At 56.4% G+C, this 19,228-nt stretch carries 16 protein-coding genes and 1 riboswitch; of the genes, 4 read left to right on the plus strand and 12 right to left on the minus strand.

Features of this window, described 5'->3' with window-relative positions:
• Positions 1-21 precede the first annotated feature (21 nt).
• From WKS99_RS08945 to WKS99_RS08975, 7 genes are all read right to left on the minus strand, one after another.
• Positions 22-618, minus strand: a complete 597-nt coding sequence (locus WKS99_RS08945) for a toprim domain-containing protein (RefSeq protein ID WP_340405767.1) — start codon at positions 616-618, stop codon at positions 22-24.
• Positions 619-639: 21 nt separating this feature from the next.
• On the minus strand, positions 640-1,677 hold the full coding sequence (gene holA, locus WKS99_RS08950; protein WP_340405768.1) for a DNA polymerase III subunit delta: 1,038 nt from the start codon (positions 1,675-1,677) through the stop codon (positions 640-642).
• Between the two features lie 28 nt (positions 1,678-1,705).
• Positions 1,706-4,024 carry a DNA internalization-related competence protein ComEC/Rec2 gene (locus WKS99_RS08955; protein WP_340405769.1) on the minus strand — a complete coding sequence of 773 codons (2,319 nt, stop codon included), beginning with the start codon at positions 4,022-4,024 and terminating at the stop codon, positions 1,706-1,708.
• A 36-nt stretch (positions 4,025-4,060) separates the two neighbouring features.
• Positions 4,061-4,684 carry a folate family ECF transporter S component gene (locus tag WKS99_RS08960; RefSeq protein ID WP_340405770.1) on the minus strand — a complete coding sequence of 208 codons (624 nt, stop codon included), beginning with the start codon at positions 4,682-4,684 and terminating at the stop codon, positions 4,061-4,063.
• 76 nt (positions 4,685-4,760) lie between these two features.
• Positions 4,761-4,890: riboswitch (THF riboswitch) on the minus strand.
• 171 nt (positions 4,891-5,061) lie between these two features.
• Positions 5,062-9,966: a M20/M25/M40 family metallo-hydrolase gene (locus tag WKS99_RS08965; protein ID WP_340405771.1), complete on the minus strand. Its 4,905-nt coding sequence runs from the start codon at positions 9,964-9,966 to the stop codon at positions 5,062-5,064.
• 313 nt (positions 9,967-10,279) lie between these two features.
• Entirely contained in the window at positions 10,280-10,471 is a 192-nt protein-coding gene (locus WKS99_RS08970) for a helix-turn-helix transcriptional regulator (RefSeq protein ID WP_147571923.1), read from the minus strand.
• A 2-nt stretch (positions 10,472-10,473) separates the two neighbouring features.
• Positions 10,474-10,770, minus strand: a complete 297-nt coding sequence (locus WKS99_RS08975; protein ID WP_240287563.1) for a hypothetical protein — start codon at positions 10,768-10,770, stop codon at positions 10,474-10,476.
• A 207-nt stretch (positions 10,771-10,977) separates the two neighbouring features.
• Here WKS99_RS08975 and WKS99_RS08980 point away from each other — a divergent pair, with 207 nt between their 5' ends.
• From WKS99_RS08980 to WKS99_RS08990, 3 genes are all read left to right on the plus strand, one after another.
• Positions 10,978-11,382, plus strand: coding sequence for a Mini-ribonuclease 3 (locus WKS99_RS08980; RefSeq protein WP_147571924.1), 405 nt, complete (start codon positions 10,978-10,980; stop codon positions 11,380-11,382).
• A 41-nt stretch (positions 11,383-11,423) separates the two neighbouring features.
• Positions 11,424-13,199 carry an Rqc2 family fibronectin-binding protein gene (locus WKS99_RS08985; protein WP_147571925.1) on the plus strand — a complete coding sequence of 592 codons (1,776 nt, stop codon included), beginning with the start codon at positions 11,424-11,426 and terminating at the stop codon, positions 13,197-13,199.
• Positions 13,200-13,414: 215 nt separating this feature from the next.
• Positions 13,415-13,684, plus strand: a complete 270-nt coding sequence (locus WKS99_RS08990; RefSeq protein WP_147571926.1) for a DUF6514 family protein — start codon at positions 13,415-13,417, stop codon at positions 13,682-13,684.
• 38 nt (positions 13,685-13,722) lie between these two features.
• On the opposite strand, the gene WKS99_RS08995 is transcribed toward WKS99_RS08990, so the two are convergent.
• The 5 genes from WKS99_RS08995 to trmD form a co-directional block, all read right to left on the minus strand.
• A complete protein-coding gene (locus WKS99_RS08995) occupies positions 13,723-13,848 on the minus strand; it encodes a sodium pump decarboxylase gamma subunit (RefSeq protein ID WP_147571927.1) in 126 nt (41 codons plus the stop codon).
• 24 nt (positions 13,849-13,872) lie between these two features.
• Positions 13,873-15,024 (minus strand): sodium ion-translocating decarboxylase subunit beta, encoded by a 1,152-nt coding sequence (locus tag WKS99_RS09000; protein ID WP_186853278.1) that lies wholly within the window; start codon positions 15,022-15,024, stop codon positions 13,873-13,875.
• Between the two features lie 246 nt (positions 15,025-15,270).
• Positions 15,271-15,861 (minus strand): hydrolase, encoded by a 591-nt coding sequence (locus WKS99_RS09005; protein ID WP_207721983.1) that lies wholly within the window; start codon positions 15,859-15,861, stop codon positions 15,271-15,273.
• 81 nt (positions 15,862-15,942) lie between these two features.
• Entirely contained in the window at positions 15,943-16,779 is an 837-nt protein-coding gene (locus tag WKS99_RS09010; RefSeq protein WP_340405772.1) for a DegV family protein, read from the minus strand.
• Between the two features lie 81 nt (positions 16,780-16,860).
• The gene (trmD, locus tag WKS99_RS09015; RefSeq protein WP_340405773.1) at positions 16,861-17,640 is read right to left on the minus strand and encodes a tRNA (guanosine(37)-N1)-methyltransferase TrmD; all 780 of its coding nucleotides are present in this window, start codon (positions 17,638-17,640) and stop codon (positions 16,861-16,863) included.
• Between the two features lie 186 nt (positions 17,641-17,826).
• Here trmD and WKS99_RS09020 point away from each other — a divergent pair, with 186 nt between their 5' ends.
• The gene (locus WKS99_RS09020; protein ID WP_147571932.1) at positions 17,827-19,179 is read left to right on the plus strand and encodes an MBL fold metallo-hydrolase; all 1,353 of its coding nucleotides are present in this window, start codon (positions 17,827-17,829) and stop codon (positions 19,177-19,179) included.
• Positions 19,180-19,228: the final 49 nt, after the last annotated feature.

The following is a 19,228-nucleotide window of genomic DNA, read 5'->3' on the forward strand; positions in this document are numbered from 1 at the left end:
CCTATAAAGGTCACAGCCTTGTCACTCCTTCTGATTCAACAGTTCCAGCGCCTCCCCCCGGCTGTAACAGCCGTTGAGGACGGCCAGCAGTCCGTTGGCGGACATATGCTCCGGCAGCTCCAGCCTTTTCAGCAGGGCCAGCCGCCGGGCTCCGCTGTCTGCCCCTCCGGACAGCCCGGCAGCGAACAGATCCGCTTTAGTCAGCGGCGGCCCCGCCTCCTCCGAACGCGCTCCCTCATCCAGAAAGGTCGCCCCCGCTCGGCGGAGGACCTGTTCCAGAACCTGGGGCGGCATCCCTTCCACTCCCAGCTTGCCCTCTTTCCCTCGCTGGCGCTTCCGCCGCTCCTTGCCATACACATCCGGGATATAGGCGTGCTTCAGCAGAGAGCCCGGAATCACGCTTTTGATGTGGTTTCGAATGACAAATCCCGCCCCGTCGGAATCGGTGAGGACGACAAGCCCCCGTTTTTCCGCAGCCCGCCTAAGCAGAGCCAGTTGGTCCGGGTCCTTGAAGATCCGGAAGCCGCCGGTCTCCAAAATCAGGGTATCCACCACCTGGGAAAGCGTATTCTTGTCATACCGGCCCTCTACCACGATGGCCTCTCTGATACGAAGCATGGATCTCTCTGCCCCCGTTTCTCAGGCCGGATCGGCCAGTTCCAACAGAAGGGTAGTCAGCAGCTCCTTGCCGTCCTGTCCAGTGGACTTCATCGCCAGATCGGTCTGACCGCAGCGGACCACGGCCTTCCGGCACCACTTTAGGGAAAACCGCCTGGCGCTTGTCATCAGCTTGTCGGCCGGGTACGGCTTCAGCTTCCACAGGTCCGCCACATAGGAGGCCCCTTTCCCCTGCTCCAGAGCCAGCCTGGCCGAGTACAGCTGCCGCATCTGTCTGCCCAGAGAAGCCATAATGACATAGGGCGTCTCCTGCATCTGGTACAGCTCCCCCAGCACACCCGCAGCCCGGTCAAAATTCTTCTCCCCAATGGCATCGGTCATGCGAAAGACCACGGTATCCAACTGGGGAGTGGCCACCGCCTCAATGTCCTGCCGGGTGATCTGCTCCCCCTTGGCATAGGCCCCGACCTTCTCGATCTCGCCCACCAGGTTGTGCATCAGATCGCCGCACAGAAAGATAAGCTCCGACGCCAGACGGCTGTCGATCCGCTTGCCCAGGGCACGGAATCGGCGGGTCACCCACTTTACCAGCTCATTTTCCTCCTGCCGGACAAAGTTTACCACAGTACCGTGCTCCTTTATGGCCGAGGCGAGCTTGGTCCGGGCGTCCAGCTTGTAAGGAATTAAGTCATAGACCAGCACGACACAGCAGTATTCCGGCAGCTGCGAAAAAATGCGGATATAGTCCTCCCGGTCCTTCTCACCTGTTTTTGACAGGTCAAAATCCGTCACCAGCACGACAGTCCGCTCCCCCATCATGGGCAGGCAGTCCACCGCCTCCTCCATGGCGTGAGGGGAGATATCCTTGGGGGCGATCTCATGGAGGTTAAAGGCCCCCATCCCACCAGCCAGAAGTTTGTCCTTCAACTGGCCCAAATAGTGGTCCCGAAGATATGTCTCCTCCCCGTGAAAGAGATAGAGCTGACCGAAAATTCCGCTCTCCAGATCTTTTAAAAATTTCTCGTAGCCGGCAGTATCCGGCTTTCCCTTGGGCGGCATGGCGCACCCTCCTGTTCTTCTGTTTGGTTCACCCCTCGGCGGGAGCGTGCCCATCTGCCCGGACCACCACAGTCCCCTGGAGGTCCGTGCGGTAAATCAGGGCTCCCACCCCGTCCAGACGCTCCAGCGTTTCCGGGGCGGGATGTCCGTAGCTGTTCCCCTTCCCCGCAGAGATGACAGCCAGCTCTGGCCGCACCCGCTCCAGCAGCTCTCCTGTAGTGGAATCCCGTGAGCCGTGGTGCCCCGCCACCAGCAGGTCAATGTCTGGAAGGTCCGCGTGGGCCAGCAGCTCTTTCTCCGACTCCCCGCTCATATCCCCGGTGATGAGGGCCGCAAAGCCGCCGGAGGAGGCCAGCACAGTCAGTCCCAGCTCGTTTGTCTGCCCACCCTGGCCCACAGGTGGAAAGATCTCTATGGAGCGCCCCTCACCCAGGTCAAAATTGGTATCCTGGCGGACAAAATACAGCTCGATTCCCCGCTCCTGGGCCAGAGAGATGATCTCCTCCCGCAGCGGATCGCCCTCTTCCACGTCGGGCAGGGCAATTGTCCCTACGGGGATCCGGCGCAGCAGCTGGGGGATGCCGTTAGCGTGGTCGGTGTGGTAATGGGACACTACCAGCAGATCCAGCCGGGCCATTCCCTGGGCCTGGATGTAGTCGGCGGCCACATCCCCTGGGTCTCGCTGTCCCTCTCCGCCGCAGTCCACCAGCGTTAGATAGTCCCCGGTCCGAAGGAGCACGCTCTGCCCCTGGCCCACGTCAAGAACGGCGGCAGTCAGCTCCCCCGCCCGAAAGGCAAGCGCGGAACAAAGCAGGCAGAAGGCCAGCGTGGCCGCTCCGGCGCACAGCGGGACCAGTATCCGCTTCTTCCCCCGGATCAGCAGCGCCGCTCCCAGCATCAGGTAGAGAAAGACGACCCAGGCCCGATAATAAAAAGAATCCATAGGCAGGGCGGCCAGGGAAAGAGAGGACAGTCCATCCACCACCCAATCCAAATAGCGAGCCAATGCTGTAAAGGGTATTGCCATAACAGCCGCCGCCCCCGGAAGGATAACCCCAAAAACGCCAAGCCACAACCCCGCCACAAAGAGGACGGCTACCGCCCAAAGGGTCAGCAGATTCGCCAGGGGCGCGATCAGGGAGAGATAACCAAAATAGACGGCTACCAGAGGTACCGTCAACAGGGACGCGCCCAGTGTGGCGGATAAGGTGGACACCAGGAAATCCGGGACCACAAGAAGCAACCTGGTCACAGGACTCTTTCGAGGGCCCTCCAATCGAAGCAGCCTCCGCATTCCATTCTGGATACGATCAGATACCAGTAATATCCCGGCCACCGCGCCAAAGGACAGTTGAAGGCCGAGATGGGCGGCGGAAAAAGGGTTCCAGGCCAGCAGACCCATCAGGGCCAATCCCAGTGCGGTGGCCCCGTCCCTCTCCCGGCGGAACAGAGGGGCCAACTGGAGCATCGATATCATCACCGCTGCCCGGAGCACCGAGGGCGTATTGCCCGCGATCCCACAGAACAGCACCGCCCAGACGAGGTTTGCAACAGCGGTGGACCGCTTTCCCCTGCCCAGTAGGAGCGTCAAAAGGCCGGACAAAAAGGCCAGATGCATCCCAGAGACCGCCACCGTATGACTTAGCCCGGTGCGCTGGAGGGATGTGGTAAACTGATCGGTCAGCCCATCCCGGTTTCCGGTGACCAGAGCCTGGATCAAGGGAGCGGTATCCTTCGGAAAGGCGGCGCTGATCCCCGCCTTCAGCTCCTTCGACAGGAGGGCGGACCAGTACCGGATGGGGACTCGCTCCGGACGCTGAGTGTCCAGCCGTCCATATGCATGTGCCCGGAGAAAGATGCCTTTGGCGGTATAGTAGGTGATCTCCTCCCCTGTTAGAGTCCGGTCCCCAAGGGTGCAGTGGGCCACCGTAGAGAGCCGGTCTCCGGGCTTGACCTGGCTTCCCTGCTCATCCAGGTAGAGAACGGTGGACAGGGATATCCCCCTGTCCGTTTTCAGCTTTACCAGCACGGACCAGCCGTAGTCCCCCTCCTGGGGCCAATCGGCCGCCTCGGCGCAAAGAAGGACAGTCTGCCCATCCAGTTCTCTGGCTGGCTGGAAAAATATCTGAATATAAGCGGCTGTCCAGGCCAGCCCCAAGGCGCAGCCCGCGCAGACCAGGCGGAGGGCCAGTCCACTATCCCCCAGCCCACGACGAAAAACCAGCAGGGCAAGGAACAGGAATCCCGCAGCCACAGCACCGGCAGGAAGCCAATTCTCTGGCAGGAGCCGGGCGGCCGCAAAAACAGCCCCGGAAAAGGAAAAGGCCAGAATCGCCAATTTCCGCATGGTCCGGCCCTCCCTTTCGTTTGAATCAGCTTGGGGTCAGAAGAAGGAAATCAATCCCTTTGGCCCCAACTGGTTCGGGATGATCCTCATCTGGCGCAGAATGGGCAGCAGGGCCTGATACAGGATATAGAGCAGAATCGTCTTCGGAACGATAGTCAGCAGATTTTTCCCCAGGCTGGGGACAAACCAGCCCCAGTAGCCTCCGCCCCGGACCATCATCGTCCACACCGACCCCAGCGCGGCGTTGACCAGCAGATTGACCAGCAGATTGGCCAGCACCAGCCGCCACACCGTGATCCTTGCCCGGTAAAAGCACAGAGCGTATGCGAGCACCCCCAGCATGGTGGATAGGGTATAACCGAAAAAGAACTCGCCGGTCGGCTTTAGGATAAAGCCCAGAATATCCTCCACAAACCCAAAGGCCAGCCCCAGCACAGGGCCGCATACCAAGGCGCAGAGGGACCGGGCCAGAAATCCGAAGGACAGACTGGTGTGCCCGATAGGGATGCTGGGTGGAATGGACAGGGCCCGGGTCAGGGCCACCATCAGCGCGGCAAAGACCAGCATTTTAGGGCTGGACAGAGCCGCCCTCGCCTGCCGCCAATAGGACGGGGTAAGGGGGGTACGGTAGAGTTGGTCAACACTTTGTGTCTGTGGCATAAAAATACCTCCTTTTGTTTTTCGGCAGCCCCGGAAGGGAACGCCGCACAAAGGAAGCAATTTTACCCCGATATGCGGCAGCGGGATGCGGACCACCCACTGCCGCGGGCCGCTTGCGCGGTACCGCTGTTCGTCCGGCGGACAACTCCCCGTCCCGCCGACACTAAAGGCCGGAACCCGGCCAGCACGTGTGATCCTACTCTGCCATGAAAGTAGTTTATAACGTCTGGCCGAAAAAAGCAAGTCCAATCTATTGTTCCGGTGACCTGTTTTTGCCCTTCCTCCGGGCCTTTTCCCCACTGAATGTTGGAAAAGGCATATCTAGCAAGAACAGGAGCGGGGCGCCTCATAGGGCGCCCCGCTTGCAGTACCTATATTTACTTTGCGATATTCTCACAGAAGTTCATAAAGATCTGCGCCACCTCGGCACGGGTGGCCCCGGCGGTAGGCGCCAGGGTGTTGTTCCCCTTGCCGGACAGCAGACCGGCGTTTACCGCCCAGTCCATGGCCTTCACGGCATAGCTGGAGATGGAGGAGGCGTCCAGATAGCCCTCTGTCCCCTTGCCGCTCTGGCTGGTCTTGTACCCCTCGTTCTGGGCGTAGCGGTACAGGATGGCCGCCAGCTGTTCCCGTGTAATGGGATCGTTGGGGCCGAAGGTGTCGCCGTAGCCGGACACGATGCCCTCACCGGCCGCCCAGGAAATGGCGTCGGCGTACCAGGCGCCCTCCGCCACGTCAGCGAAGTCAGCGCTGCCGGCCGCGGGCTTGCCCTCCAGGCTGTACAGCATCTGGGCCACCATGGCGCGGGTCAGGGTGCTGCCGGGGGCGAACTCCCGGTCGGACACACCGGACATCAGGCCGTTGTCCAGGGCGTAGTCCACCGCCTCATGGTACCAGGCGTCCTCGTCCACATCCCGGAAGCCGGCGGAGGGGCAGGTATCCTGGTGGTCGATCTCTACGAAGGAGGCCTCAATGGTCACCTTGGACCGGGGCATCTTGAAGGTATACTTGCCATCGCCCTTGTCGGTAAGCTTGATCTCGTCCCCATTCTTGTCGGTGACGGTCAGCTCGTCCAGCTCATAGCCCTCGTCGGGCTTGACGGTGATGGTCACCGTCCGGCCGCTGGAGGCGCTCTTGGGGGACACGGTCACGCTACCGTTGTCAATGTTCTTGTCCACGCTGATGGAGTAGCTGCTGGAGCCGCCGCCGCCGCTACTACCGCCACCTGTAATCTGGTCCGTGTTGAGCACAGCATAGATTGCATCCGGGGACTGGAAGCAAGCGTCCTTCCCATCGTCGCCGAATAGGAAGAAACCGCGCTTCTCGATTTGTCCTCGCTCAGGGAAAGGATTCTCGTTTCCGGCAGCCAGCCAATCTTCATTCAGCTTAAACAGGTCGGTCTTGGAGTCGGCCATCACGGGCTCGACACCGGTATACTCGCCGTCGATGATAGCCACATTGACCGCCACATAGACTGCGTCTTCATTATTCTCATCCACACGGATAGAGAAGTAGTCCTCAGCCTTCTGATCGTCAGGAACGGTCAGTGCGACGGAAGTACCATCCTTCAACAGACTAAAACTGACCATATCCAGTTCTCCGCTGCGGAGAGCGTTCCAGTCAGCAGAACTCATGTCGCTGGGACGTTCATACTTAAATTCAAGGCGCATGGGCAGAACAAAGTCGTTCTCCTGGAAGTCTTGATCGTCCAGAGACAGGTACACGCCACCTGATTCGTGCCCCAGATCATATGCAATCTGGCTCTTGGTGCCGTTCCCCCGTTTGGCCCACATATGAATCTCAAAGTCAGTGGCACCGATCAATTCATCTCCGTCCAGAATGGTTGTGCTGATTTCATCGGATGCGTCCTGGTAGGTGTCAATGGTTACGTCCAGCAGGTCCAAGTCGGCCCGGTCAGCATTAAGGCCTTCCAGATCCGCCCACATAAACTGTGCGCCCGCAGAGCCAGAGTAGCGGGCCATCTCCAGCATTCCGTCAGCCATCATCTTGGTCATTTGCACAATGGACTCAACGCTGATGCGCTCGTTGGCGGAGTGCCACCAACGCTCGTTACCAGGGATGACAGCGCCAAAGGCGGTCATCTTATTCTGATAGTCACTGGCCAGAGTACCGCCTGTGGTACCAACGGGATAGCTGATGTCCAGCAGTTCATTGGGACCGCTGAACTCATCGGGAGCAAACCTAATAGTTGCCTTATAGCTGGCATACTGGAGAGCGGTCAGGGGATTATCATGGGTCAGGTACAGACTGGGTGCGGAGAAAGACGGTACGTTTCCAGAGAGAGCAAAGCCATTCTTCTCACAAGCACTTACTACCGCCTGGGTTGCTGTCTTATAGTCGGATTCATTAGAGTGGATGCTTCTGATGACCAGGGGAATTTCCAAAGTCTTGCTTTCCTGGTCATAAAATGGGAACTTCGAGGGGTCCTCGTCGTTAATCGTGCCCATGGGTGCGATGGTCAGATTGGCTGTTCCGTCATTGGGGTTACGCAACAGGTCTTCGGGGATGTCCATGTATTTGCCAATATAGGCTTCGCCCTCGACGCAGTTCTGGAAGAACAGGTTGGAGATGCCATCGGCGGCCTTTTTCAGCTCCATGCCCTCAGGGAGCGCCTGGGACAGGAGGTACATCCCCCAGACCACGGCGTTTTTGCTGTACATGGGCATAGGATACTCCATGGGCACATCGGTGTTGATCTCCATGGTTAAGGTGCTGTTATCTTCGGTCAGTTGGACTTTCTGGGTCTTGCCATCTTCCTTGGGCAGCCAGCCGCACTCCTCGGCGGCCTGTTCTACCTTCCGACAGAATTCCTCCACAGCGGCCTTCTCCGCATTGGAGGTGTCCAACACGAAAATAGCACGGGAGGCAATTTGGTTGGCACTACCGTACACGATGTCCTTCAGAGTGGGGTCGCCTTCGCGCAGGGTCACGCCGGCACCGGTGCTTACTAAGGCGAAGGGCTTACCTAGGTCCCCTGAGAGGTTCATAGTAAGCGTAGGAGTCCACGCTTTTGTATTGCCTACCACCACAGGAAACCGGGAATCAGAGGTATAGGCAGCGATGGGGATTTCTTCCCGGTTCAGCGTCTTATAGGTCCAGTTGTCATAGAAGCTAGGGGCGCTGTAATATGGAATATCGATATAGTTCAAAGTGTCGTCCGCACTCGGTTTTGCAGGACTTCCATCCTCATAGCAGCCCATGACTATGCGGATGCGGCGGTCGAACTCCACACCGGAGTCCTGAAGGGCCTTAGCCGCAAAGAGGGTAGCCAGGGTGGGACCGCTGTCGTCCTGGACGCCAGCGCCGTACAGCCAACCGTCCTTTACATAGGGGGTGTGGTAGGCTGCTGGGTCACCGCCTTCTGCACCCAGCTTCCCGGTTGGATCTCTCCAGCGTTTCAGCTGGGCATCAGAAATTGAGCCGGTAGGCGAGTCCAAATGACTAAGGGCCATGACCATTTCGGGGGCGTCGGGATCGCCAATTTCTACATAAACGTACTTATCCTCCTGGCGCTGGACCACTTCTAGCCCTAATGCCTCACCCAGTTCCTTGACCCAAGCTAGCTTGGCTACCTTGCGATCATGCTCATTTTTATTGGCCTCGGTGTTGGGCACATAGAATGGATACTCCGTTGGCGCGTCACCAGATGCAGTTGCGCCATAGGAGATAGAGTCATAGCTAGAGCCCTCAGCCAGAGCCCCTACCAATGTATAAGGATTATATGTTTCGTCTCCGACCACCATGTCACCAACGTAACCGGCCAGGTTATCTACAGCCTCGTGAATTGCGGCGCGCTCCTCGTCAGTAACAGTGACCTCATAGGTAACTGCGGGCTGGAACGGCTCATCATCTCCTTCATCACCGCCACCTGGGATCTCTTCCTCTTCTTCCTCAATCTTGAGTCTGGCATACTCAACCAGAGCCCGCAGAGGGGCGTTGGACAAGTCCTGGTCCACATCAGTACCCCTGGTATCCTCCAGAGCGTCACGCTCAGGATGCCACTGAAGTGCCAGAGCGAATGTAGCATTTTGATACTCCACAGCCTCGATGATGCCGTCGGAGGACTTTGCCACTACGGTCAGTCCCTCGGCCAGATTTTCAGGATCGATGGACTGGTGGTGGGCAGTGGCAATCAGTTCGATCTCATCAGAGCCGATAATGTCATACAGCCACTTGGAATCCGTCGCAATACCTATGCCATCGCCGTCTGTGCCGGCGTCCAGTTTATGATAACCCTTACCGCCGCTGTGGACCAGCCCGTCAATCTGCACGCGCAGGTGACCAGCTTTACAGTCTTCACCAAATTCGGTGTAAGTTCCAGTCCCTTTGTCGTAGGTGCTGCCAAGTTTTTCTCCGTCCTCGTCATACTTGGTGTAGCCAGTGTCCTGTACGGACTCAGCCAGGATTTCGGGGATTCCTTCAAGGCCGAACTCTTCACAGACGGTTTCAAGCTGGGCCATTTCCGACTCAGAGGGGCCGGAAAGCACGCCAGTGACGCGGGCAGGAGAGATCTTTCCTTTGAGCACCTGCTGCCCCAGATAATAAGGTACGTCCTGGATCAGTTTGCCGCCGAGGGCGACGTTGAAACCCTGCTCACCCCGGCAGACGGCCAGCAGAGGCACGTCTAGTTCAACAGCCTTACGCATCAGGTAAATATCTGAGGTATCACGGGTGTCGTTCCAGCCGGAAGACCCGTGGGGAGTTTGTATTTCATGATAGAGGTCAGGATTCCAGTCCTCTCCGCCAGTAAAGAAAATACCGTCAATAGAGGAAAGGACATCTGCGGCCTCTTCTTCCGTTTTCACCTGTGGCAGAAAAACGGAAATTGCGCCGTTGCGCTCAAACGCCTCAGCGAAGCCACTGTAATCACTTCCAATGGAATCTTTCTTCCAGGAAATTCCGATAATGGGGCGTTCGGCAATGGATTGTACCACGATCTCTGTAACTGAACCGTCTGTAATGGTTAGATTTGCGGTAATTGCATCGCCGAGGTCATCAGGCGTGCCGAGGGCGGTTTTCAATTCGTCAATGGAACTAATGCCCTCTCCTGACACATGAGTTGCCTCTGTCATTGCGGAGGAATAAACTACGTTGTACTCTAGCTCATTATCTGCATTGATCGTGTAAAGAATGGCATCTTCCACTTTCGAGCCCTGTGCGGCGGGCTGTGCAGAAACGCTCACCGTCAGTAGCCCCATAAGCATGGTGAGTACCAAGAGCATACTGATCATCCGGGATGTGCGCTTGCTGGGAACGTTCATTTTTTGACCTCCTTTTTTAATGTGCTGTGCATCAGGATGCCGAAGCAGAGCTTGCAGTATAGGACGACTTCCCATTTACCTCCTTATTCATTTTAATAATCTGCTATCGGCATCCTGAAAAAGTGTACTTTTATAAATTTGGAGATTAGAATAAAAACAAAATTAAATTGTTGCTTTTTTCTGGCGTTAATGCTATATTTGATATTAGAAAGATGTACTGTCCAAAATTTGGAAAAGTACACTTTTATAAATTATCCAGATTCTTCCTATAAAAACTCCCCCTGCCCTCATAAGGGCAGGGGGAGTTTCTTTTTCATTCACATCGAAACAGGGCATCCACCGTAGTGCCCAGCACCCGGGCCAGGCAGAACGCCAAGGCCAGCGTCGGGTCATACTTATTGTTCTCGATGGCGTTGACCGTCTGCCGGGATACATGGCAGAGCTTTGCCAGCTCCTCCTGTGAGATGCCCCGCTCTTTTCGCAGCTCACGGATCCTATTCTCCACGGTCAATCACCATATTTCTTTCTGTAAATCATCAGCACAACAAAGTAAATCGTCGCTGTCGAAGCCAAATGAATAAAGGGATTGACGGCCATGGGCTGGCTCCGCACCAGATTTTCAATGATATCCAGCACCAGGGCACCAGAGGCCCCCAATAATGTATAGGTACTGGTCTTCCAGACGATCATCTGCCTCCGCTCATCCCCCTGGCGCACCAGAGAGACGATCATCCCCACATCCAGCACAATCAGAAGCAGCAGAAATACGCCAAAGGCCAGCAGGCCGATCTCCGTCATAGTCATAACCAGGTTCCTCCTACTCCATATTGATATATGTCAAACTCTTTTGACATTTTTAAGATATCATAGACTTCAAAATATGTCAAGAGTTTTTTACATTTCGATTCTGTGGACGCTGTAACTGTCGCAACCCGCTCCTCACACACCCTTGTATTTTCCCCTCAGACATGGTATCATAAGGGGCCAAAATCCGCAGGGAGGTCTATTTTGATGACTGACTATTTCCATCTTGATATGGGCCGGGATCAGCTTCTGGCCCTGTCCAGCCTCGGGCTGGCCCACTTGGGGGACAGCGTATTTGAGGTGATGGTACGCTCCTGGCTCTGCCTCCATGGAAAGGCCAAGGTAAAGGACCTCCACCGGGCGACCGTAACCTATGTGGCCGCGCCCGCTCAGGCCCGGCGGCTGGAGCGAATCCTGCCCCTGCTTACCCAGGAGGAGGAGGATGTCTTTCGGCGTGGACGAAATACCGCGCCCCACTCGGTCCCCAAGGCGGCCAGCCGGGGAGAATACCAGGCTGCCACCGGACTGGAGGCCCTGTTTGGATGGCTGTATCTCCAAGGGAGGACAGAGCGGCTCAATCAGCTGTTTGAAGTGATGATGGGAGAGGAATAAGCGCCCCATCCCTCCCCAGTTCTTTTGCGAGGTGGATATCTATGCCCTTAGACGCACTCTGCCTTTCCGGCATCGTCCATGAATTGAATACAGCGCTGGCAGGCTCCAAGATTGATAAGATCTATCAGCCCGGCCGGGATGAGATCCTCTTGGCTCTCCGGACCCAAGGGGGCAACGCAAAGCTGCTGCTGTCCGCCAATCCCAGCCACCCCCGGCCCCAGCTCACTCAGCTGCCCCGTGAAAACCCCGATACCCCCCCTATGTTCTGTATGCTGCTCCGCAAGCACCTCACCTCTGGACGGATTCTGGAAGTCACTCAGCCTCCGCTGGAGCGGGTGGTAGAATTTCGTCTGGAGGCCCTGGACGAGCTGGGCGACCGGGTGGAACGCCGGCTGATGCTGGAGGTTATCAGCCACCGGGCCAATCTGGTCCTGCTGGATGGCGAGGGCCGCATCCTGGACTGTATCCGCCGGGTGGACTCCGGCCTGTCTGACGGCACCGGGAGCAGACGGCTCCTCCAGCCTGGGATGTTCTACCGCCTCCCCCCCGCCCAGAGCAAGGAGGATCCGCTACATGCGGACAGGCAGCGGCTGGAGGAACTGCTGTCCACCGCCCCAGACGAGGCCCAGGCCGACAAATGGCTGTTGGACACTTTTGGAGGACTCTCTCCCCTAGTCTGCCGGGAACTGGCCCAGCAGGCGGGTGGCAGCACCGACATTCGTCTGAATGTCCTGGGCCCGGCGGGCCGGACCAGGCTGTTGGACCAACTGGAACGGCTCATTCGTTCCGTGAAGGAAAACCACTTTCATCCGACGCTTATCTACCTCGATGGGAAGGCAAAGGATTTCACATTTCTTCCGGTTACTCAGTATGGTGGAGCGGCGAAGCTGGAGAGCTGGCCCACTTTCTCCGCTATGCTGGACCAGTTCTACGAGCAGAAAGAAAGTCTGGAACGGATCAAACAGAAGGGGCAGGATTTGATCCGCTCTGTCACCAACGCCAGGGACCGCACCGCCCGGAAAATTGGCAATCAGGAAAAGGAGCTGGCCGCCACGCTGGACCGTGACCGACTTCGTGAGCTGGGTGACATCCTGACCAGCAGTCTCCATTTGATGAAAAAGGGGATGTCCCGACTTCGGACGGTAGATTTCTATGACCCGGATGGCAAGGAAGTAGACATCAAGCTAGATCCCCTCCTGACTCCCCAGCAGAACGCCGCAAAGTATTATAAGGATTATAACAAGGCCAAAAAGGCGGAGGAGATGCTGACCATCCAGCTTGAGAAGGGGCGCAAGGAGTTAGATTACCTGAACAGCGTTCTGGAGAATATCACTCTGGCAGAGGGGGAGCGTGACCTTCAGGAGATCCGTCAGGAGCTCACCGACACCGGATACCTGCGCCGCCAAGCCAAGGCGCGCGACCGAGGGAGGCGGGTGTCCTCCAAGCCTATGGAGTTCCGTTCCTCCGCCGGGCTGCGCATCTCGGTAGGTAAAAATAATATACAGAACGACCTGCTCACCTGTAAACAAGCCTTCAAGAGCGACATTTGGTTCCATACCCAGAAGATACACGGCTCCCATGTCATCCTGTGGACCGAGGGGAGGCAGCCCGACGCCCAGAGCCTGACCGAGGCCGCGGGTCTGGCCGCCTGGTTCTCCCAGGGCCGGGACAGCGGCAAGGTCCCAGTGGACTATACGCCGGTAAAGTATGTGAAAAAGCCCGCTGGTGCCCGCCCCGGCATGGTGGTATACACCACTTATGAAACCGCCTGGGTGACCCCTGATGGTGAGCTATCCAAGCGCCTCCGCGTCAAATGACCCCTCTCCCCTCCGCCGGTTCTGGCGGAGGGGATTTCTTTTCCCCTTAACGTCTCTTTTTTCGACCCGTTTTTCCTTTTCTCCTCTCTCTGGCTAAAAAAGAGTGTCGAATAGCAGCGAATTGGGCTTTCTTTTGCGATATCTTTTTCTTTTCATTCTCCCATTACCCACTATATAATGTATTTACAACGAAAATCCGGGAGATGAAGCACAAGATGATGGAAATGAAAATCGCATCAAGAAGCTGCGCGGACGACCTAGGAAGACAGCGTACATTTCACTACTATCTCACAGTGGATCAGATACCCGTTGGTCAGTTCTGCTGTGAGGACTATGGTGTACGGATTGACGAGGAAGATGGGGATTCCGCCTCGGTGCCGTCCATTACCACAAGCCCTGTCCGCATTGATGAGCTGATGACCCTTTTAGTGGACAACCTTGTGGGACCTGTCAGTCTGGAGGACGTAATAGATGACTGGAAATAAATCGTGCCGGGCCCACTTAGGTGGGCCCGGCACATCTGTTACTTCTTTCGGTTTTCAAACTTCTGCATCAGGGCTACCAGCCCGGCAATCAATCCCAGCACAACAAAGATGCCCAGCATCCCCTGCCCCATCATTCCAAGGGCATGGATTATATTCTCATTCATATTCTTTTCCTCCTTGTTCCACTGTTACAGGATAGGATTATTAGCGAAATACTGCAGTACCACGCCGCCGGCCACCACAGAGGCGATCTGTCCGGACACGTTGGCGGCCACCGCGTGCATCAGCAGGTGGTTCTGGGAGTCAGCCTCCTGCCCCAGCTTCTCAATGACCCGTGAGGACATGGGGAAGGCAGAGATGCCCGCGGCGCCCACCATGGGGTTGATCTTATTCTTTGGGGTAATCAGGTTGAGCACCTTGACAAAGAGAACACCCACCACCGAGTCCAGCACAAAGGCCACCAGGCCCAGCCCCATGATCATCAGGGTCTGCCACTGAACGAACTGCTCTGCCCGCATGGAGAAGGAAATCGTGATGCCCAGCAGCAGGGTGATCAAGTTTGCCAGCTCGTTTTGAGCCGTCTGGGACAGGCTGGTCAGCACGCCGCACTCCCGAATCAAGTTGCCGAACATAAGGAAGCCCACCAGTGCCACCGAGGAGGGGGCCACCAGACCAGCGATGGCGGTAACCACGATGGGGAACAGGATGCGCAGCCGCTTAGACACTCCCTGGGCCCGATAGGGCATCCGCATAGCCCGGTCCTTTTTTGTGGTGACCAGCTTGATGGCAAAGGGCTGGATAATGGGTACAAGGGCCATGTAGGAGTAGGCCGCCACGGCGATGGCACCCACATAGTCGGATTTTAGTATCTGGGACACCAGGATAGAGGTGGGCCCATCAGCGGCGCCGATGATACCGATAGAAGCGGCATCCTTCAAGTCAAAGCCCAGTCCAGCCGCAAACAGGATGGTCAGGAAGATGCCCGCCTGGGCAGCCGCGCCACACAGGAACAGCTTGGGATTGGCCAGCAGGGGGCCGAAGTCTATCATGGCGCCAATACCGATAAAGAGCAGGATCGGCATGGCCTCGCTGGCCTCAATGCCCACCTCAAAGAGCCACTGGATGATACCGTGGGTCTCTCCGATGCCCTCGCTGACTTGGTTGATAACTCCGGACAGGGGCAGGTTTACCAAAATCGCGCCAAAGCCCATAGGCATCAGCAGTGCCGGCTCAAAGCCCTTTTCAATGGCCAGCCAAATAAGCAGTCCACCCACCACATACATGACAACCTGCTGTGGCGTAATGGACAGCACACCCTGCCACAAAAACTCAAGTCCCATTCTTCCGACTTCCTTTCTCTTCCATCTTCAATATCTTTGTGTGGGAAGTTTGCCCGATATCCGTAAAAAAAGACCTGCGTTCCCATATTTGGAACGCAGGTCTGGTCATTTCAGGCAAAACCAGAAGGCGACTGGCACCTTCATGCTTGTTGGCTTGCCGCGCGGAGGGCCGCGCCGACTACTCCCCTTAACAGCACACATCGTATCACATACTTCCTGCCATTGTCAAGGACCGGGCAGGATTTTTTAATCTTTCTTAACGAGGTCTGTCATGGCCTGTTCAATCGCTGCTTCCTCCTGCCGCATGGCTCGCAGGGTCATGTCTAGCAGCTTATCAAGGTCCCATCCCAGCAGCTCTGCCCCTCTGGCGATTACATCCCTGGAGCAGCCAGCGGCGAACTTCTTGTCCTTAAATTTCTTTTTCAGCGATTTGAGCTCCATATCCGCCACACTTCTGGAGGGACGCATCAGAGCGGCCGCCCCAATCAGTCCGGTAAGCTCATCCGCGGCATAGAGTACCTTCTCCATCTCATGTTCAGGTTTGATCTCCACCCGCATTCCCCAGCCGTGGCTCGCTGTCGCGTGGATGATGGGCTCCTCTACTCCAGCCTCCCGCATCAGCTCCTGGCTTTTGACGCAGTGCTCCTCCGGCCAGCGTTCAAAATCCAGGTCGTGGAGCAGGCCCACCAGGGACCAAAACTCCTTCTCTTGACCATAGCCCAGCTCCTGGGAGAACCATCCCATGACGTGCTCCACGGTAATGGCGTGGCGCAGATGGAAGGGCTCCTCATTGTATTTGGTCAGCAGGTCCCACGCCTGCTGTCTAGTGATAGACATCATATCCACTTCCTATTTTTTCTTTCCTATAGCCCTTTTTCTGTAAAGGACGCTTCCCCACAGTCCAGACCTACAGAAACTTTAATAGGCGGTCACAATACCGCCGTCGTTGGCATAGACAGAGGTGATACCTCCGGCTTCCAAAATAATGGTCTGGGCAAACTTACATTTGGCTTCTACCATATCCTTAACCTGAAAGGCCCGCTCCAGACAGTTGCAGTGGGTGATGGCCAATGTCTTGCCCTGGTGCCCCGGATCGCTGGCCATTTTATCCACCATCTTGACCAGAGCCTGTCTGGTGGTGAGGGCCTGACCCAGCTTGCATATCTCCCCCTCTGGGGTTGCGGCCATAAGCAGCTTAATCTTCAGCGCTCCGGTGACCACTGCCTGGAGTCTAGTTAGGCGACCGTTCTTTCTCAAATTCTCCAGGGATTCCAATACGAAAAGGGTCTGCATCTGGTAGATGAACTGCTCCACCTCCCGCACCACATGCTTAAAGGCCATACCACTGGAGGCCAGCTCCCGTATTTTCAGGGCGGTAAGCACCTCACCGGAGGAGGCGGAGCAGGAGTTGAACACATGGACATTGACTTGGGGCTCCTCTTCCTCCAGTAGGAGCTTACCCTGGACCGCACTGTTATGGGACCCACTGAGTAGAGCGGACAGGGTAACTACATAGACATCTTCCGCTCCTCCACGGTAGGCATCCAGATAGGACTGAGGCGATGGACATGAGGTAGAGGGAGCGTCTTCGCTCTGTCGCATGGACCAGAGCAGATCAGCCTGATCGAAGCCCTCGTCGTCCACAAAGGTACTGCCATTCGAGCGGATGGTCAGTGGCACCTTAACAAAGCAAGGGTCCTTCAGCATCTGGGGGGATAGGTCGCAGCAACTGTCCACAACGATTTTAAAACTCATGTATCCCATCTCCAAACATAGTCTTTAAAATTAGATTGTGCAAAATAGTTTACCACACCCTTCGTGGAAAGTAAAGAAAAATCAGTCAGTGGTATTCTCCGCATAGGGCCTCTCATCTCTCAGCTCCTCGTCCAGCTCCTTTAACAGCTTTCTGTCCTCTTTGGATGAGAGGTCCAGCTTCTCATACAGGTCCGGCCGACGCTCCCTAGTTCGGAGGATGGACTGCTTTCTCCGCCACTGTTCCACTTTGGCGTGATTGCCGGACAAAAGAATCGGGGGCACTGTTCGGTCGTGCCATACCTCCGGTCTGGAATACTGAGGCGCCTCCAGCATACCGTTCCAATGGCTTTCGTTCTCATAGCACGATGGGTCAGACAGCACGCCGGGCACCAGACGGCACACAGCGTCGGCCACCGCCATGGCGGGGATCTCGCCTCCGGTCATCACAAAATCTCCAATAGAGATCTCTTCATCCACACACTCGTCGATAAACCGCTGGTCGATCCCTTCATAGTGCCCACAGACCAGGATAATGCGCTGATAGTCGTCCTTCAGTCGTCTGGCATCGGCCTGCCGGAAGGTCCTGCCCGCCGGAGACATATAGATAGTGTGGACTCTCTCCCCCGCTTCATCACAAATATGCTTCCAGCATTGATAGAGGGGATCGGCCTGCATGACAGCACCTCTTCCGCCGCCGTAGGGGTAATCGTCCACCTGTTTCTGCTTATTTTTTGTATAATCCCGGATCTGGTGACAGTCGATGCGGATATAGCCCCGCTCCTGTCCCCGCCCTAAAATAGACTCGCATAGCATATCTCCCACCACGTCTGGAAATAATGTCATAATATCAATGTGATACATGGAACGGCCACTCCCTCCTATCGCAGCTATTTTGTCTTATTATACGGTATCTTTTCCTCTTTTTCAATGTACTTTTCCGAAATCAAAAGCTTCTAATAAAAAAGAACTATTCCTACTATCTTTTTGGAAGAAAATGTGGTATGATAGCGGTGGTAAAAATCTCCTTTTAGAAAGTGAGGTCCAGATATGTACTGTATCCGCAAAGTGACAAATGACTTGCTGTGGATTGGCGGAAATGATCGGCAGACTCCCAAGTTCGAGGCCGCCCACCCCGTTCCCAGAGGGATGTCCTATAACTCCTATCTCCTTTTGGATGAGAAAACCGTCCTCTTTGACACGGTGGATCGGGCCGTTCAGACCCAGTTCTTTGAAAATCTGGAGCAGGCCCTCCATGGACGCAAGCTGGACTATGTCTTTGTCCACCACATGGAGCCCGACCACGCCGCCACCCTGGGCGACCTGATGATCCGGTATCCCGAGGCTCGCATCGTATGTAATGGCAAGTCGGTGAACATGATCCGTCAGTTCCACTGCGCAGATCCGAACCACGCCATTTTGGTCAATGAGGGGGATACGATCTCCACTGGCCGGCACACCTTTACCTTTGCCAACGCTCCCATGGTCCACTGGCCCGAGGTGATGGTCAGCTACGACAGCACTGACAAGATCCTGTTTTCCGCCGACGCCTTCGGCACCTTTGGCGCATTGAACGGCGTCCTCTTCGCCGATGAGTTGGACTTTGACCGGGATTGGCTGGATGAGGCCCGGCGGTACTACACCAACATCGTGGGCAAGTATGGCCCCCAGGTGGCCGCCCTGCTGAAAAAGGCTGCCGGGCTGGATATCCAAATGATTTGTCCCCTCCACGGCCCCGTCTGGCGTAAGGACCTGGGCTATATTCTGGACAAATACTCCAAGTGGGCTGCTTACGAGCCCGAGGAGCAGGGCGTCCTCATCGCCTTTGCCTCCATTTACGGAGGGACCGAGACTGCGGCCGCTATCCTGGCCTGCCGGCTGTCTGAGTTGGGCATCCGGACGGAAATGTATGATGTGTCGGTAACTCACTACTCCTATGTGCTGTCCGACTGCTTCAAGTACAGTCACATCGTCTTTGCCTCCCCCACCTTCAATAATGGTATCTTCGACCCTATGGAGCACCTGCTCCGTGACCTGCTCCATCACAACCTGCAAAACCGGAAGGTAGCCCTGATCCAGAACGGCTCCTGGGCCCCCGCCAGCGGGAAGCTGATGACCCAGGTACTGTGTGAGATGAAAAATATGGAGTTGCTTCAGGAGCCCATCACTCTGAAGTCCGCTCTTGCCCCAGGTCAGGAGAAAGAGTTGGAGGAATTGGCCCAGGTATTGGCCGCCTCTGTCAAAGGTGAGGCATCTACTCCTGTCCAGGAGCCCGCGGCGGACAAGCCCAAGGGCTTTGTATGTAAGATCTGCGGCTTTATCTATGAGAGTGACACCCTGCCCCCTGATTTCGTCTGCCCAATCTGCCGCCGGCCTGCCAGTGACTTTGAGCCTGTCACCTGACTTTTCTGGCGGCTGACGCGAGCCTTCTATTCTAGGGCCGGCCGGTAAA

The sequence above is a fragment of the Flintibacter sp. HCN-6482 genome (assembly GCF_037892565.1).
Classification (GTDB): domain Bacteria; phylum Bacillota; class Clostridia; order Oscillospirales; family Oscillospiraceae; genus Lawsonibacter; species Lawsonibacter aceti.

Bases quoted from the DNA above. Each gene is read 5' to 3' on its own strand.
- trmD (WP_340405773.1), bottom strand. From the start codon at position 17,640: ATGTATCACATTGATATTATGACATTATTTCCAGACGTGGTGGGAGAT.
- WKS99_RS08985 (WP_147571925.1), top strand. From the start codon at position 11,424: ATGCCCTTAGACGCACTCTGCCTTTCCGGCATCGTCCATGAATTGAAT.
- WKS99_RS08955 (WP_340405769.1), bottom strand. From the start codon at position 4,024: ATGCGGAAATTGGCGATTCTGGCCTTTTCCTTTTCCGGGGCTGTTTTT.
- WKS99_RS08990 (WP_147571926.1), top strand. From the start codon at position 13,415: ATGATGGAAATGAAAATCGCATCAAGAAGCTGCGCGGACGACCTAGGA.
- WKS99_RS08980 (WP_147571924.1), top strand. From the start codon at position 10,978: ATGACTGACTATTTCCATCTTGATATGGGCCGGGATCAGCTTCTGGCC.
- WKS99_RS09005 (WP_207721983.1), bottom strand. From the start codon at position 15,861: ATGTCTATCACTAGACAGCAGGCGTGGGACCTGCTGACCAAATACAAT.
- WKS99_RS09020 (WP_147571932.1), top strand. From the start codon at position 17,827: ATGTACTGTATCCGCAAAGTGACAAATGACTTGCTGTGGATTGGCGGA.
- WKS99_RS08945 (WP_340405767.1), bottom strand. From the start codon at position 618: ATGCTTCGTATCAGAGAGGCCATCGTGGTAGAGGGCCGGTATGACAAG.
- holA (WP_340405768.1), bottom strand. From the start codon at position 1,677: ATGCCGCCCAAGGGAAAGCCGGATACTGCCGGCTACGAGAAATTTTTA.
- WKS99_RS08965 (WP_340405771.1), bottom strand. From the start codon at position 9,966: ATGAACGTTCCCAGCAAGCGCACATCCCGGATGATCAGTATGCTCTTG.
- WKS99_RS08995 (WP_147571927.1), bottom strand. From the start codon at position 13,848: ATGAATGAGAATATAATCCATGCCCTTGGAATGATGGGGCAGGGGATG.
- WKS99_RS08960 (WP_340405770.1), bottom strand. From the start codon at position 4,684: ATGCCACAGACACAAAGTGTTGACCAACTCTACCGTACCCCCCTTACC.
- WKS99_RS08975 (WP_240287563.1), bottom strand. From the start codon at position 10,770: ATGACTATGACGGAGATCGGCCTGCTGGCCTTTGGCGTATTTCTGCTG.
- WKS99_RS09010 (WP_340405772.1), bottom strand. From the start codon at position 16,779: ATGAGTTTTAAAATCGTTGTGGACAGTTGCTGCGACCTATCCCCCCAG.
- WKS99_RS09000 (WP_186853278.1), bottom strand. From the start codon at position 15,024: ATGGGACTTGAGTTTTTGTGGCAGGGTGTGCTGTCCATTACGCCACAG.